This is a genomic window from Bacillus sp. FSL R5-0654, assembly GCF_038008745.1.
In the GTDB taxonomy this organism is placed as follows: Bacteria; Bacillota; Bacilli; order Bacillales; family Bacillaceae; genus Bacillus; species Bacillus safensis.
Window position 1 is genome coordinate 1,018,962 of record NZ_JBBOZV010000001.1, and the last position, 15,912, is coordinate 1,034,873.

The 15,912-nt window shown below is 40.0% G+C and carries 17 protein-coding genes; 6 read left to right on the top strand and 11 right to left on the bottom strand.

All coding sequences use genetic code 11. The features are described 5' to 3' along the window. Positions 1-110 precede the first annotated feature (110 nt). The 7 genes from NSS76_RS04960 to NSS76_RS04990 form a co-directional block, all read right to left on the bottom strand. On the bottom strand, positions 111-728 hold the full coding sequence (locus NSS76_RS04960; protein ID WP_073204529.1) for an NAD(P)-dependent oxidoreductase: 618 nt from the start codon (positions 726-728) through the stop codon (positions 111-113). Positions 729-1,013: 285 nt separating this feature from the next. Further along, positions 1,014-1,217: an alpha/beta-type small acid-soluble spore protein gene (locus NSS76_RS04965; protein WP_024425744.1), complete on the bottom strand. Its 204-nt coding sequence runs from the start codon at positions 1,215-1,217 to the stop codon at positions 1,014-1,016. Between the two features lie 236 nt (positions 1,218-1,453). Continuing rightward, positions 1,454-2,560 carry an ABC transporter ATP-binding protein gene (locus tag NSS76_RS04970; RefSeq protein ID WP_212048195.1) on the bottom strand — a complete coding sequence of 369 codons (1,107 nt, stop codon included), beginning with the start codon at positions 2,558-2,560 and terminating at the stop codon, positions 1,454-1,456. 144 nt (positions 2,561-2,704) lie between these two features. Further along, positions 2,705-3,580 (bottom strand): helix-turn-helix domain-containing protein, encoded by an 876-nt coding sequence (locus tag NSS76_RS04975; RefSeq protein ID WP_024426580.1) that lies wholly within the window; start codon positions 3,578-3,580, stop codon positions 2,705-2,707. 20 nt (positions 3,581-3,600) lie between these two features. Next, on the bottom strand, positions 3,601-3,810 hold the full coding sequence (locus NSS76_RS04980; RefSeq protein WP_151039230.1) for a YheE family protein: 210 nt from the start codon (positions 3,808-3,810) through the stop codon (positions 3,601-3,603). Positions 3,811-3,962: 152 nt separating this feature from the next. Next, positions 3,963-5,321 carry a YheC/YheD family endospore coat-associated protein gene (locus NSS76_RS04985; RefSeq protein ID WP_151039232.1) on the bottom strand — a complete coding sequence of 453 codons (1,359 nt, stop codon included), beginning with the start codon at positions 5,319-5,321 and terminating at the stop codon, positions 3,963-3,965. Next, entirely contained in the window at positions 5,278-6,390 is a 1,113-nt protein-coding gene (locus NSS76_RS04990; RefSeq protein ID WP_151039233.1) for a YheC/YheD family protein, read from the bottom strand. Before NSS76_RS04990 ends, NSS76_RS04985 begins: the two co-directional genes overlap by 44 nt. A gap of 213 nt (positions 6,391-6,603) precedes the next feature. Here NSS76_RS04990 and NSS76_RS04995 point away from each other — a divergent pair, with 213 nt between their 5' ends. The 5 genes from NSS76_RS04995 (at position 6,604) to NSS76_RS05015 (ending at position 12,496) form a co-directional block, all read left to right on the top strand. Next, positions 6,604-7,737 (top strand): DUF445 domain-containing protein, encoded by a 1,134-nt coding sequence (locus tag NSS76_RS04995; protein ID WP_151039234.1) that lies wholly within the window; start codon positions 6,604-6,606, stop codon positions 7,735-7,737. A 121-nt stretch (positions 7,738-7,858) separates the two neighbouring features. Then, on the top strand, positions 7,859-8,215 hold the full coding sequence (locus tag NSS76_RS05000) for a YlbF family regulator (RefSeq protein WP_151039235.1): 357 nt from the start codon (positions 7,859-7,861) through the stop codon (positions 8,213-8,215). A 451-nt stretch (positions 8,216-8,666) separates the two neighbouring features. Beyond that, the gene (locus NSS76_RS05005) at positions 8,667-9,533 is read left to right on the top strand and encodes a Cof-type HAD-IIB family hydrolase (RefSeq protein WP_341081081.1); all 867 of its coding nucleotides are present in this window, start codon (positions 8,667-8,669) and stop codon (positions 9,531-9,533) included. 113 nt (positions 9,534-9,646) lie between these two features. After that, on the top strand, positions 9,647-11,146 hold the full coding sequence (locus tag NSS76_RS05010) for a coproporphyrinogen III oxidase (RefSeq protein ID WP_103132125.1): 1,500 nt from the start codon (positions 9,647-9,649) through the stop codon (positions 11,144-11,146). Between the two features lie 75 nt (positions 11,147-11,221). Beyond that, positions 11,222-12,496, top strand: a complete 1,275-nt coding sequence (locus NSS76_RS05015) for a lysine N(6)-hydroxylase/L-ornithine N(5)-oxygenase family protein (RefSeq protein ID WP_151039236.1) — start codon at positions 11,222-11,224, stop codon at positions 12,494-12,496. A 37-nt stretch (positions 12,497-12,533) separates the two neighbouring features. On the opposite strand, the gene NSS76_RS05020 is transcribed toward NSS76_RS05015, so the two are convergent. From NSS76_RS05020 to NSS76_RS05030, 3 genes are all read right to left on the bottom strand, one after another. Beyond that, the gene (locus NSS76_RS05020) at positions 12,534-13,757 is read right to left on the bottom strand and encodes a cation:proton antiporter (protein WP_034282218.1); all 1,224 of its coding nucleotides are present in this window, start codon (positions 13,755-13,757) and stop codon (positions 12,534-12,536) included. Between the two features lie 3 nt (positions 13,758-13,760). Further along, positions 13,761-14,258 (bottom strand): cation:proton antiporter regulatory subunit, encoded by a 498-nt coding sequence (locus NSS76_RS05025; protein WP_024425442.1) that lies wholly within the window; start codon positions 14,256-14,258, stop codon positions 13,761-13,763. Between the two features lie 64 nt (positions 14,259-14,322). Then, positions 14,323-14,649, bottom strand: coding sequence for a potassium:proton antiporter (locus tag NSS76_RS05030; protein ID WP_224426399.1), 327 nt, complete (start codon positions 14,647-14,649; stop codon positions 14,323-14,325). A gap of 181 nt (positions 14,650-14,830) precedes the next feature. On the opposite strand from NSS76_RS05030, the gene NSS76_RS05035 reads away from it, so the two are divergent. Further along, positions 14,831-15,604, top strand: coding sequence for an enoyl-CoA hydratase (locus NSS76_RS05035; RefSeq protein ID WP_133744027.1), 774 nt, complete (start codon positions 14,831-14,833; stop codon positions 15,602-15,604). 31 nt (positions 15,605-15,635) lie between these two features. Here the strand turns inward: NSS76_RS05035 and NSS76_RS05040 are convergent, their stop codons facing one another. Then, on the bottom strand, positions 15,636-15,824 hold the full coding sequence (locus NSS76_RS05040) for a YhzD family protein (RefSeq protein WP_044333728.1): 189 nt from the start codon (positions 15,822-15,824) through the stop codon (positions 15,636-15,638). Positions 15,825-15,912 lie beyond the last annotated feature (88 nt).

Genomic DNA, 15,912 nt, shown 5'->3' on the forward strand with positions numbered 1-15,912 from the left:
TAGAAAAAAAGAGCCTCATTCAATTGGAAGAGGCTCTTTCCTTTGCATGAAAAAGTCGAGGGTTATGTCCTCGACTTTTACTGGTTATATTGTTTGGACAGGCATCATCATCAATAAGCGATGCCGACGCGTTGATGTACAAACTCCTTCGAATTTAACTGCTGATATAAAAAGTGTGCGGTATCTTCAACTGAAATTTTCTTTCCATCTATAGGGAGAAAATCTTTCTCATAGCGATATGACCGTGTCACTTCTCCATCTGGTAAATAGGTTGGACAAATAATGGTCCAATCTAGATCAGTCGATTGAAGGATTTCAAACGCTTTCGCATGCTCTTTAGCTGCTCGGGAAGTGGTCCGCTTTGATTCATTTGTTTCAAAACGGTAAAGCTCCGGCTGCTGCCTTGCTTTTAAAATACCTGCTGTACCAATTGTAATAATTCTTGATGTATTTGTTTGCTTCATGGCTTGTACGATATGCTCCATTGAAACAGATAATGTATCATCACCATCTGTTGATAGACAGCTTACAACAATATCTGCTCCTTTGATTGTCTCAAGCACATCTTCTCGATTTCTTGAATTGCCGGTGACTTGAAACATACCCGCAAGCATTTCTTCTCGGTTTGTCCGAATCAATGAACGAACCATGTAACGTTCATCTACTTGAACGAAACGAAGAAATGCTTGTCCTACACGTCCATGAGCACCGAAAAGAGCTATTTTCATCTGTTCGATCCCTCCACTACATACTATAAGTGAAAAGAACCCAAATTGGTACAACTTTTATGTGATGCTTTTTTTATAAAGATGAAAGGACCGAATACTATGAGCATATTCACATAATAGAGAGATCCCTACAAATTGTAAAAGTTCAAAGTTCATACCAGAAAAAATGTCCATGAAGATCCGCTCCTTTCTACTACATGATATGAGCTGAAAGGAGTTTGGTGAGGGATAAAAACAAAAAAAGAAGACACCATAAGAGGTGCCTTCTATGATCCAGATATGAAATTAAGCTTTTGTTCCGCCAAGGTTTTGTTGAGCGAAAGACACAAGACGTTTTGTAATTTCTCCACCAACTGAACCGTTAGCACGAGATGTTGTTTCTGCTCCAAGATTTACACCAAATTCAGAAGCGATTTCGTATTTCATTTGATCGATCGCTTGCTCTGCTCCAGGAACTAGTAATTGGTTTGAACTATTAGAATTAGCCATGATGTGATTCTCCTTTTTGTATATGATTTGTTTTTTTGGTTGGGTTTGCTGGAATCGCACCAGCGAAATGATCAAGTCATTTGCCACTTGGCGAAACCCAATGCAGTAACTGCTTTGTACTAAGTATTATGGTTATTTCCGAAAAAAACATACGAAAAAAGAACATGGTAAATGTTGTGTTAACATACAAAAAACCATCACCCAATGATGAGTGATGGTGCTGCTTATATATCTATTTATTCTGCTGAGCGGATGCGCAGCTCCGTATCCGAATCAAAGAAATGGGCTTTGTTCATATTAATCGCAAGAGGGATAGACTGTCCGGCCTGTACATCGGTACGAGAATCCACACGTGCAATAAACGATTGACCATCGATAGAAGAATAAAGCATCGTTTCTGCCCCCATTAATTCAGCTACTTCTACGTCAGCATGAATTTTTGTGCCTTCAGACGCCTCTATAAATACTGGTTCATCGTGAAAATCTTCTGGTCTGATGCCTAAAATGACATCCTTTCCAATATAGCCTTGGCTGCGTAATACTTTCATTTTTCCTTCTGGTACACGAATATGAGTTTTTCCAACCGCAATGGCACTGTCAGAGAGCTTTCCTGTAAAAAAGTTCATCGCAGGTGAGCCGATAAATCCACCTACAAACACATTCTCTGGGTTTTCATATACATCTTTCGGCGCTCCTACCTGCTGAATAAAACCATCTTTCATGACAACAAGGCGTGTTGCCATTGTCATGGCTTCAGTCTGATCATGTGTCACATAGATAAATGTTGTTTGCAGACGCTGATGAAGCTTAGAAATTTCAGCACGCATCTGAACACGGAGTTTTGCATCTAAATTAGAAAGCGGCTCATCCAAAAGGAAAACCTTTGCATCACGTACAATCGCTCTGCCAAGTGCAACACGCTGTCTTTGACCGCCAGACAGTGCTTTTGGTTTTCTGTCTAAATATTGCTCAAGCCCTAATATTTTAGCGGCATTTCGAACCCGCTCATCAATTTCTGCTTTCGGAAACTTCCGAAGCTTTAATCCAAAAGCCATATTATCGTATACATTCATATGAGGATATAATGCATAGTTTTGGAAAACCATTGCAATATCCCGGTCTTTCGGCGCTACATCATTCATCCGTTTTCCATCTAACAGAAAGTCTCCTTGTGATATTTCTTCTAGACCTGCAATCATGCGAAGGGTTGTTGATTTTCCGCAGCCTGATGGACCAACAAACACAATAAATTCTTTATCTTCTATATGTAGATTAAAGTTGTCTACTGCTGTTACTTTGTTATCGTATACTTTATAAATTTGATTGAGCATCATTTCAGCCATTAGATGTCAGCCTCCCCAGTCCCTCTTTTTTTGAAAGCGCTTTACTAGTAAATAAAGTGTATAAAATGAGGAAGAGTCTGTAAATGGACAACGTGCACAACATCCTATTTTCATTTTTGGGCAGGGTGCTCATGTCTTCATTCTTTATGAAAGATCGAGTAGAGTCATCATCAAATAAGCAGCGGATGCTTCTGGAAAATGTCGTATATCTAGCCCAGTGCGCTCAATAAATTTATCAATTCGATATTGAAGACTGTTTCTGTGAACATATAACGCTTTTGCTGCCTTGGATGCGTTTAAATTACATTGCATATAAGTCATGAGAGTTCGGTAAACATCCCGGTCAAAGACCGCTTCTTTAAAAGCATCTGAAATAGCATGAGAGAGTGCGGATGCATCATAACAAATGAACGAAGGCAGGCATTGATAAAATGTGGCAGCCCCTGATCTAAGCTTTTCTCGCTGCATATGGTATAAAAATAGCTGTTGTTCATTTAATAACCTCATCTGTAAATGGTCATTTGGCAAATGCAGCTGTCCTTGTATAAAGACTGAGTCTGTTAAAAAATCACTTGTAATAGCCAGAGACAAATCATTTAACTGATCTAATTGACTGTTTTCTGATGTGGCATTTGGTTGAATCAGCATAGCTGTTTCAGGGCCTGTCCATATGAAATGAGTATGTTCGAGGCTGTTATTCACAGCCTCTTTTATTTGCTGTCTTTGTTCTTCTTGATGGATCATTTGAAAATAATAAACACGGACGGGATGTTGGACAGTTAGTGGCTTGTTTTCAAAAAGATAGCTGAACCATTTTTGTTCATCCTCGGTCTGCGCTTTTTGAAATAGATCAATTGGTGTAAGAAAAGAGTTGAGAAGAAGTGTTTCTCTTTCTGAAAGCTCCGATTTGTTTACTCCAAATATTTCGCCTTCGTCTGTTTGATACCAAAGAATTTGTTTGTCATGAGTAGGTGTGCTGATGATATGGTCTCCGTAAACAAGTTTTAATTTTTCTAACATGGCGGGGCTCCTTAAACAGTTTAATCATAGACATGGTACAGCATTAATTCGTGGATTTCTTCTTTTAAAGTTGGCTCAACTTCATGAGGCGGAAGGTGAGAGCCCCATTCAATGTCACCTGTTTTGTGGTAGATGCCTTCATAGTGCGCACCATTGTGGAAAAAGGATATTTTCCAGCCTGGCAATTGTGCTTTCTTAAAAAGGGGTTTCCATTGAAAATGAGAAATCATATCATCATTGCCTCCTTGCTTTTATTGATGAAACAATAAACAAACACGACAACACGGAAACAACCTTGAACTTGATTTTATTGTATCTCATCTCATGAAAAGAGCATAGAAAAAGCATAGATTTATGAGCACTGACATGTGACAAAAAAGCGTCAGTAGACGTTCGCGTGATCTGAAGTGGTGAGTGCCGTTTTTGAAAGGTAAGATGCGTAATCCATGATTCTTTTTCCAATCAGCCATTCTGATTTTTTCAAAGAGACATGCTGGAAAATCTCTCGGCCAGGGCGAGAATTTGCTTCGAACATCCAAATTGCACCTGTTTGATCAATGCCTAAGTCAAAACCGATTTCACCAATATGCCCGGTCATTTTTTTATCTATCACCTGGCTAAGCATGATGGCAGTATGAGAAAGCTGCTGTAAAATCTGCAAACGTTTCTTTTCTTCTGGAAAGACAGCATAAAGTGTTTTCACCGTCCCCCCGTGTAACTGGTGAGTCGTAATGGTATGATCTCCAGAAACCTTTGCTGCTGCTGCTGTGACTGTCCAATCACCTTCTTTATTTTTATTCGTATGAACTCTGAAATCCATCGGTTGATTGTCTATTTGAAGAAGCTCAATGCCTTGTTGTGCAATAAAATCATGAATTGCATGATCCTTTCGCAGCCTTTGAACAAACTGATCTATTGAATCATATGGAATAGAATTTCCGAAATTTGAGAATACAGTGATTCCGTCGTTTTCCTTTTTTAACTGATAAATCCCGTCTCCATGACTTCCGTTTGTCGGTTTTAAGTATATAACTTGATGCAGATGGAGGAGTGTTTCAATTTTACTAAGAGCGTCCACGGGATCTAATTGTACAGAATGTGGGAGAAAGGACCATGTTTTTTCATCTGTTAATAGCTGTTCATGAATCTCCCATTTATTAAAAAAGTAAGGGTTGAACCAAGGGATATCATAGTCTTGGGTGAGCTTTCGCTTCGTTTCTTGAATGAGTGCCGACTGAGCAGCTTTTCTATTTGGAAGCCGGTCATAAATGACTGACGGAAGGGGAAGCTGTTTTTTAACCCATGAATCTTCGTGGTACAACAGTCCTTCTACAATTCCTTTTTCCCAATCAATAGAATGTGACCCAAAAAGATAGGCAAAACCAGGATGCTGCCTGAAAGAGTGCAGCAGTTTGATAAAAAATTCTGATCTCGTTCCTAATGGCTGTGTACTTTGCTCAAAACCTGCAGTGAAAATGCCAACCAACGGCCCTATAAAAAGTGTATGGTCAATGATGATCACATCAGCTTTTGATTGGTAAGGAATCAGTAAACCTCTGTATAGATCTTCAGATAATAAAATTTTATTTGGATGCTGATGATAGGAAATGTTGAAGCCATCTACTAAACGAGACCCTAGAGCAAGAGAATAGATGGCATCTTTCTGTTTATAATGGACGGGAAGATGAATTGTTTTTTCACTTGTAAGGTGTGGGGCGATGATGCAACGCTTTCTGTTCATAAGAAACCTCCTTCGGTTGAGACTTTGTCGATTGCGCATGTTCAAGAATGATACGAATCAATTCGTGTTCCTTCTCAGGATAAACATTTAAAAAAGCGGACCGCCCTGGCTTTGATCTGATATTTGATATGAAAAGTCTGCCTTCACTTGTATGAAGTAAGTCTACTGCGAATTCAAAGCAAGGAGAGTAAGTTTTATCTATATAAGCTGGGATTGATGCCTGAATGGATGCAATATCATCTAAAAGGAGTTCCTTGATGTGTGGCTGCAATGTATTTAGATAGTGTTCAAAGCCTATCACAGGAGCTGATTTTTGTGTATAACTTAAAAGACAATTTTCTGCAGGTGATTTTGTGTGAATTCCCATGCGTTTCCATTGATTTTGTGAATCTTTCATAAGGAAAATCTTGATTTCATTGAATAAAATTTCTTTTTGATCATTCGTGTTGAAAAATTGAAGGAAATACCGACCTGCATATTTTTTGCACCAGCGCTCCAGCTCTGACGTACGAGAAAATGTAATGGTTTGATTGGAACTTAGTTGAACAGTAAATGTTGATTTGCCATCAAAGGAAATGAAGTAAGTAGATGCTGCATGCTGAGGGGAGAGAGGCTGCATTCTACAATAACCGCCAGCACCGTACTCCCTTACCATATTGATCAGGTCTGAGGGCTCTTTTAATAAAAAGCAGCCAGGTAAATATGGCTGTAAAGCAGAGAGGAGACGGAGCTGCTCAAATAGCACCATTTTATTTGAAATGCCGGTATTCAAAAAAACTGTTTTTGGATATTTTTTTAGCCATTCCATGATGGGTTTTGCTTTTTTAGATTGTGCGTCATGCCGGTAAAGACATCGGTCATAAATCAAGTCGGGAATCGGAAATTGTGCGTCGGCAAACCCTTGGCCATTCGTATATGCTTGGCCTTGTATCAAATTTGAAGCCGGCTTTAAATCAAATGGTGTAAAACGAACAACCTCTAAACGATAAGAAGAGGCAGCTTTGGCGAGCTGCCGTGTGAATGCCTCTTCATACTGCGGAGAAAGGCTCGCAATACCTAATGTTGTCATTAAAAAACACCTTCTTTTCAACTTCTTTTTTTACCATCAAAAAACATTTTTTTATGATTTTACATAAAGCTTACGCTCCTTTATCATTACGACAGATCGCTTGATCATATGTCTCGCTGCATGCTTCATTTGCTTGGGAACTTGACAACAACTATAATACGTATAGATCAAAACAATAAACCTCGGGTGTTGTTTGAAAGGTAGATGACGACTTTGAATATATTCACAACGTTTATCTTTATGATTGTTATCGGCGCAGTCATAGGAGCAGCGACAAACCATCTTGCAATTAAAATGCTTTTTCGGCCTTATAAGCCATATTACTTATTCGGAAAACAGCTTCCATTTACACCAGGGCTTATTCCTAAAAGAAGAGACGAAGTAGCCAAGCAGGTTGGTGTCATGGTTATGGAGCATTTGCTCACGCCAGAAGGTATTCAAAGGCGATTTGAATCATCGGAGGCAAAGCAGGAGATCCTGCGTACATTCCATCGATATATTGACAAAGGCGCAAATATGGAGATCACCGTATTCTCACTGCTAGAAAAATTCGGCTTTTCACAGGCTGATGTCAAAGCAGATAGATGGCTCCATCAGTGGTCTGACCAGAAGCTCGCTTCATTGCTTGAAACATATAACGAGCAAACTTTATCTGAATTGCTCCCGGTAGAAGTGGAAACCAAAATATCATCAAAAATTCCAGATGCAGCAGATTATATTTTAAAGAGAGGCATTCATTATTTTGAAAGTGATGAAGGCAAAGCCAGGCTTGGCAATATGATTGATGATTTCTTAAAAGAACGGGGAATGCTTGGCAGTATGGTCCAAATGTTTCTAGGGAATTCAAGCTTAATTGACCGTGTGCATCCAGAAATTATCAAGTTCTTAAGAAATGCAGAAACAAAAAGATTTTTAGCAGATTTACTTGTTCAAGAATGGGACAAGGTGAAGCTATTTTCTCTTCATGAGCTTGATGAAAAATGGAATGTGAAGGAACTTATTTTTAGTGTGAAAAATCAATTGCTTTCTCATTTCTCTACAAAGCTGATATTAGACAAAACAGTTGGAACATATGTCAGTGCTGTAGCGGATGACCTTAAAACACATTTTGCGCCAGTGTTGATTGATAAGGGGATTGAAGCGGCTTCAAATGCTTTAGAGAGTCTGCTTGCAAAGCTGCAATTTGAAGATATCATTCGTGAACAAATTGAACTTTTCCCGCTTGAAAAAATGGAAGAGCTTGTAGTCAGCATCTCTAATAAGGAGCTGAAGATGATCACATTTCTAGGCGGTCTTTTAGGCGGGATGATTGGTGCTATCCAGGCTGTTTTTGTGGCGATATTCTAAGACAAGCTATAGAAAATTTAATGAATTCATTGTATATATGTGAAACGAAAGCCATAGTTTGTTATAGTGGAGTGGTGTCCGCCGATCATATCGGTGATAACGGATAGAAAGGAGACATAACATGTCTGTAAATCTTTATGATGTTGCATATGACCTTGAAAAAGCATTGCGTCATAGCGAAGAATATTCAACTTTAAGAAATCTTTATGATGAGGTAAACGCGGATGAGTCCTCTAAAAGAATGTTTGAGAACTTCCGTGACATTCAAGTAAACCTTCAACAAAAACAAATGACTGGTCAAGAGATCACACAAGAAGAAGTGGAGCAAGCTCAAAAAACAGTTGCTCTTGTTCAGCAGCACGACAAAATCTCTCAGTTGATGGAAGCAGAACAACGTGTGAGTATTCTTATCGGTGAATTAAATAAAATTATCATGAAGCCACTTGAAGAGCTTTATGGGAATCCAGAAGAAAACTAATGGAAAGGGCGATGTCATTCGCCCTTTTTTGTTTTATCTTTTCTCCTCAATATCTTTTAAAAAAAGGTTGTCGAAGCACATAAATTCTGCGATAATACTTATATTGAAAGTGCTTTCAAAAGGCGCTCTCAAGGGACAATTGGGTGCGTTTCACTTGGGATTTATGGCGTTGAGCCAAATGAGAGAGAAGCGCTTCTGGGAGAAACGCAAAGCATCATAAGGGGATCTGATATAAGCAATGCTTTGGTGTGTAAATGATAAGGGGATCATGGGGAGCTTCATCACTCCATTGTAACGCATCCAAACCATACATAAAAAAAAGCCTAGGGGTAGGCTTTTTTTATTTATCCATCTATTCATAACCTGGGGCTCTTTCAACTGCATGTTCTAAAGCACCAAGCTAGGGCATATCCTCATCGTAAGTACAGTCATCAAGAAGGGGGATGCCTCAGTGTCAAAAAAACTACTTGCACTCAATATAGATGGGACGTTACTCCGTTCCAATGGTAAAATCCATTCTGCTACAAAAGAAGCTGTGGAATATGTAAAGAAAAAAGGGGTTTACGTGACGATTGTCACCAACCGGCATTTTCGTTCCGCTCAAAAAATTGCCAAGGCGTTGAAGATTCCAACATCAACCCTTGTGACGCATAGTGGTGCATTTATCGCCGATAAACTCGATGAGCCGCTTCATGTGAAAAAATTAACGGAAGAAAAGACATTTAATCTTGTGCAAATCCTTGAAAGCTTCGATTGTAATGTCCGCTTGCTGCATGAAAAATTCTCGATCGGCAACCGGAAAAAAACGCAGTCTCAGCTGATGGGAAAGACGCTCATTCATCCGTCTGATCCCATTTTCTATCCCGTCCAATTTGTTGAATCGTTAAGTGATATGCTGATGGATGAACCAGTCAGTACACCAGTGATTGAAGTATATTCGACCGCGGAGCTTCAGCCTGAGATTCACAGGACCATTCAACAAGCATTCCCATCTGTTGATCTTATTAGGATCAGTGATGAGAAAATGAATATTGCATGCAAAGGGGTTTCGAAGGAAGCGGGACTTTCTCTTTTAACCTCTGCACTCGGTTTTACTTTAGAAGATACGGTTGTCATTGGTCATGGAACAGATGACATTCCAATGCTTGAATTGGCTGGTTTAGGCGTTGCTATGGGAAATGCCCCCAATGATGTCAAGCGTAAAGCCGATTGGGTGACACGCTCGCATGATGAACAGGGTGTGGCTTATATGATCAAGGAATACTTTAGAATGCAGCAAAGAGAAGGTTTTTTACATCAATTTGATATTAAGAGATAATACAGTGAAGGCCCTGTCAATCAAGAAATGACAGGGCCTTCGTCTGTTCCCTTCATTGCTTTTCCTACATGAATTTTGTAAAATGAAACAAGTTTGAAGATAAAGGTGATATGATGCGAATTTTAATTAAAGGGCTGTCAGATGAACGATTTCATCGCCCGCTTGTCAATATAGCCAATTTATTTGAAGAAGATAGTGAAGTGATGTTTGAACCAAGTGAACTGGATGATGGTTTGATCATGGTATTTAGCTGGAAGGAAGAAAATGGCATGGTGGAAGCATCTGGTCATATCGATGGATCAGACATCACCAGTCGTTTTTCGCGGGATGTCCCAGAGAGCTTGAACGATAAGGAGCGCTGGAAACAAATCAAAAACACAGTGCTGTCTGTTTATTTACACTTGCTTCAGGAGCACACAGGAATGACACAAAAGTGGGGGATTCTCACAGGAATACGTCCGACGAAATTGCTCCATAAGATGCTGAGAGAAGGCATGTCAAAGGAAAATGCACATGCGGCATTAAAGCGTGATTACTTGATTCATGATGAAAAAATCAATTTGATGCAGGAAATCGTCGACCGTCAGCTTAAAGCCATTCCAGATCTGTATGACCTTCAGCAGGAAGTGAGTATTTATATTGGCATTCCTTTCTGCCCCACAAAATGTGCTTACTGCACGTTCCCTGCTTACGCCATTAAAGGACAAGCTGGCAGAGTGGGAACGTTTTTGTTTGGTCTGCATTATGAAATGCAAAAAATGGGCGCATGGCTAAAAGAACATGGGATCAAAGTGACGACCGTTTACTTTGGCGGAGGCACGCCAACGAGCATCACAGCGGAAGAAATGGACTTGCTGTATGAAGAAATGTATCGCTCGTTCCCAGACGTGAAGCATATACGGGAAGTGACTGTCGAAGCAGGGCGTCCTGATACGATTTCGCCTGATAAGCTAGAGGTGCTAAACCGCTACAATATTGACCGGATTAGCATTAACCCGCAATCGTATGAGAATGAAACACTAAAGGCTATTGGCAGGCATCATAGTGTGGAAGAAACGATTGAAAAGTATCACTTATCAAGACAGTACGGCATGAATAATATCAATATGGACTTAATCATTGGATTGCCGGGAGAAGGGCTCAAAGAATTTCAGCACTCCTTGCAGCAGACTGAAGAGCTCAAGCCTGAATCTTTAACCGTGCATACACTCTCCTTTAAAAGAGCATCTGAAATGACGCGCAATAAGGAGAAATACCAAGTAGCAGACCGAGAAGAAATCACGCGTATGATGGATGAAGCGGTCTCTTGGACGAAAGCACATCAATATCACCCGTATTATTTATATAGACAAAAAAATATTTTGGGAAATCTCGAAAATGTCGGGTATTCATTAGATGGACAGGAAAGTTTGTATAATATCATTATCATGGAAGAAGTACAGACAATCATTGGCATTGGATGCGGTGCAGCAAGTAAATTCATTGATCCAAGATCAGGAAAAATTACGCAGTATGCCAATCCAAAAGATCCAAAATCGTATAATGACCGGTATGAACACTATACAGAAGAGAAAATTCAATTCCTTGAATCATTATTTGTTTCTCACGTTTAAACACTGCGATGACGCAGTGTTTTTTTCATTTGTAAAAGGGTATATAAGTGATAAAAAGGTAAAGCAGGTGTACATATGATAGATGTGATCGGAATTGGGATTGGGCCCGCCAATTTAGGATTGGCCGCTTTGTTAGAGGAGTTTGAGGATGTCTCATGCTGTTTTTTTGAACAAGAGTCTGAGTTTGCTTGGCATCCTGGTATGCTGATCAAAGGAACGGATTTGCAAGTTTCCTTTTTAGCAGACCTTGTCACAATGGCGAATCCAAGAAGCAGGTATACATTTTTAAATTATTTACATGAATCAAATAGACTTCACCGGTTCTATACATTTGAACAGTTTGATATCCCTCGGAGAGAATTCAATGAGTATTTATCATGGGTGGCAGGAGAATTAGACAGCTGTCAGTTCGGGATGAAGGTAGAAGAAGTGACGGACTGCCAAGATGGCTACCTTGTGAAAGTCAGACGGCTGAACGATGGATCGCTTTCTGAGTATCGTGCAAAGCATGTCGTGTTAGGTACAGGAAGCAAACCAATGATTCCAGTCGATGTGCCTGAAGCAGCATACCCATATGTGACCCATAGCAGCCGTTATTTAGATCAGCAGAAAGCACTTCACGAAGCTGAGTCGGTGGCGGTAATCGGCTCAGGGCAGAGTGCAGCTGAAATTTTCTTAGACCTGCTTCAGCATCAAAAGAAAGGACAGCAGCTTTCATGGTTTACGCGTTCTAGTGAATTTAGAGAGCTGGAGACGGCAGAGCTGGGCCAAGAACTTTTTACACCAAAGTATGTCGAGTATTTTCATTCGCTTCCTTATGAAGAACGTATGAACACATTGCCTAGGCTGACAGGATTAAGAAATGGCATCGATGCATCAACGCTTTCGCGCATTTATCAGGAGCTATATCATCGCTCTGTTTCAGGTGAAGAGCCATCTGTGCTCATTCAGCCAATGACCGAGCTTGAAGCGATTCAAAGAGGAGAGCATCAGCCTTTGGAGCTGCATCTCAAACAGTGGCAGCTGAAGAAAGAAAAAATTATAACTGTAGATCATGCTGTATTGGCTACAGGGTATACACCGAATATTCCTAAATGGTTTAGCGCATATGAACCTTTGATTGAATGGGAAAGTGATGAGCATTTTAAAGTGACAGACGACTTCAGGCTTGTGTTCAAAGACAAGCGTTCAAATCATTTCTTTACATTCACGAATCTTGATCATTCTCATGGAACAGCGGCGACAAATTTGAAACTATCGATTTACCGCAACCAGAAAGTCATTCGAACCATTCGCGGGGCCGAGGAAGCGCCAGTCAAGCAAGAAACTGCATTTCAGCAATTTGAATAAAACATAAAAAAGGGCCCAAGCATAGGGCCCTTTTTCATTAGATTGTCGTTTCTTTTTTTACTTTTGGTTTTTCAGGTTTCCATTTGAAGATTTTGTTTAGGATTTGATAGATTTTCTTAGATTCTTTCGTTACGAGCGGTCCTAAGATCGCAAGGATTAAGACATACAATGCAGCAAAGGGCTTCAAAGTAGCGGCAAGTCCGCCGGCGATGCCAAGCTCGGCAACAATGATTGAAAACTCTCCTCTCGATACGATGGTTAATCCAATATTAGAAGAGGCTTTATGAGAAAATCCAGCTCTGCGTCCAGCGAACATTCCGGCAGTGAAGTTCCCAATTAAGGTAAGAATCACAGCGCCGATCGCAAGCCAGAAGGCATCACCCAATGTAAACGGATCGATACTGAGACCAAAGCTGAAAAAGAACATCGCTCCAAAGAAATCTCTAAACGGAACCACGAGATGCTCGATGCGGTCTGAGTGCTCTGTTTCTGAGAAAACAAGACCAAGTAAGAGAGCCCCAATAGCCTCTGCTACATGAATTGTTTCTGAAAAACCAGCGACAAAGAACAAAGCGGCAAAAATCACAATGATGAACACTTCGTTCGAACGGATATCAAACAACTTATTTAATAGTTTTGGCAGCTTCCGCGCAATGATAAAGAAAAGCATCATATAACCAAAAGCGATTAAAATCGATAATAAGGCACCGCCAACAGTAGTGGCATCTCCAAGAACAAGACCTGATACGACGGATAAATATACGGCAAGGAAAATATCCTCAAACATAATAATCCCTAAAATTAACTCTGTTTCAGGGTTTGCCGTCCGTTTCAAATCGACAAGGACCTTGGCCACAATGGCGCTGGATGAAATGGTGATCACCCCTGCCATAATGAGAACCTCAAGGAATCCAAACCCTGTGATAAAACCGTAGAGCAGTCCTAAGCTGAAGTTGATCAAAATATAAATAGATCCGCCGACTGCAATAGATTTACCCGATTTAATGAGTTTTCCGACAGAGAACTCAAGTCCAAGATAGAAAAGAAGGAACAGGACGCCCATTCTGCCAAAAAACGAAATGATCTCCGTGCTTTCGATAAATTTCAAATCAATGATCCCGATAGTTGGAGCATGCGGCCCAACAATCATTCCGAGGACAATGAGAAAAGGGATGATAGAAAATTTAATTTTATTGGCGATTAAGCTGGCGATGGCGATAAGAATTAGCGCCGTCCCAACTTCAAAGACTAAATGATCCATTCATCACTCTCCCCCTCTAGAAAGAAAATCACGTACCAATCGTTTCAAGTGTTTTCTTTCGCCCGAAATGACCATCGTATCATTTGCTTGAATAATTGAATCGGCACCAGGGTTGAGTAATTTTTCATTTGTATGTTTAATGATCGCAATCACGGTGACTTCATAATTTTGTCTCACATCTAAATCACCGAGTGTATGTCCAACCGCTTTTGCACCTTTTTCCACCTTAAACCATTCAATGATCAAGTCGTTGAAGGCCATTTCAATGGTTTCTAGTGCCTGCGGTTTATACACCATACCGCCGATAATAGCAGCGATTTGCCGGGATTCAGCATCATCGAGTGAAATGGTAGACAGCACTTCATCTGGATCATCGTCGTCAAAACGATAAATTTCCCGTCTGCCATCATCATGAATCACAATCGTCATCTTTTCTCTATTTCTCGTTTCAATTTCAAATTTCTTTCCGATCCCAGGAAGATCATTCTCTTTAATGTTCATTTTATCCCTCCGAATTTGATAGTCTGTGTTTTTTAAATAGTAAATGCGGATGAAATAAAATGAATCAGTAGAGGTAATTAGATTGATACATAACGGGGATTGCACACTTCATTTCCAAAAAACATAGATCAATGGACAATGCAGCTGATGGGGCAGGCTTTGGTAGAAAAGTCTTGGCATCCATCATTGATAATCTGTCCTTCAACAGAATGGATGAAGCATGTTTTTTTGAAAACGAAGGTGTCTTCACAGCATTGATTTCTTCATCATAAATGGATGGAGAAATCAGGCTAGGTGTGCTCGCTTCTGCCTGTGAAGCAAAAACGACATTTGAAAAAGGAGAAAACATGACGATGAAGCTAACCAATATCATGATGGAACATCTGATCAATCATCCTCCTCCTTTCAAATTTATTTTCTTTCTTTTTTTACTATATAAAAATATATTTCTTGTTTCAATCATTATGCTTATTTTAGTATCAATTGATCTTGAAATTTTTTATTTAGAGAAAAAGGTTTTACATGATGGAAATGGAAGTATGTTATGAGCTTTTAAAAGAAGAGGGGGATGGATGATGACATATATCAATTGTCAGTTAGACGGGGATGTTTTTGAAATCGTTTTCAATAGGTCTGAAGCTTATAATTCTTTTCATGTGGACATGTTTGCTGAATTCAAAGAAGCATGTGATGCAGCGGAGGAAAGCAGTGCAAAAGTCGTTGTCATCAAGGGAGCGGGAAAAGGATTTTCAGCAGGCGGAGATATTGGGATGATGCTCAAGCAGGAAAGTGAAGAAGATTTCCATCGTGTGATGGATTTGATCGAGGGAATTACACTTTCTCTAGCTAGTATGAAAAAAGTGACGATTGCGCTTGTCCACGGGTCAGCAGCAGGCCTCGCTTTTAGCTTTGCTCTAAGCTGTGACTACTTGTTTATGCATCAGGATGCAAAACTCGCCATGAATTTTAATGGAGTAGGATTAATTCCAGATGGCGGGGGGCATTTTTTCCTCACAAAAAGAGTGAGTGAGCAAACCGCTAAACAATTGATTTGGAGCGGACAAAAGCTGCCGGCTGAAGAAGCGTTAAAGCTGCGCCTTGCAGACGGGGTGTTTCAGGATGAGGTCGATACGTACCAAAAAGTGTGTGTGAAGCCATTTATGAACATGCCGCTTCAAGCCTTTATCGAAACAAAGATGATCTATTTCCAGCAGTCAGAATCAAAGCTCTTAGCAGTTCTTCAAAAAGAGAGAGCAGCACAGGCAAGACTGAGAAAAAGTCATGATCACAAGGAAGGTATACAAGCCTTTTTAGAAAAAAGACGTCCTGTCTTTCAAAAAGCATAAATGAACATGAGGCCGGCGAAAGCCGGCTTTTTTAACGTTCAAATAAAAGCAGCTTTCCTGCTTGATCAACGAGTCGATGAGCATGCTTTGTGTATTGCTGTTCCATTAAGCGATGACGTCCTAATTCCTTTGCTTTCTTGTCACTATCCGCTGTGATTTTTTCATTTAATAAAGTCTCACCCGACCGGTCAAATACGGTTAAAAAGTATGTCTTCTCCATTCCTCATCTTCCTTTCCTCTGTTTTTTAATGTAATTAAACATGGAATAAGACAAAACCTCTTTTTTAGCCCTTAAAAATGTGTTTTTT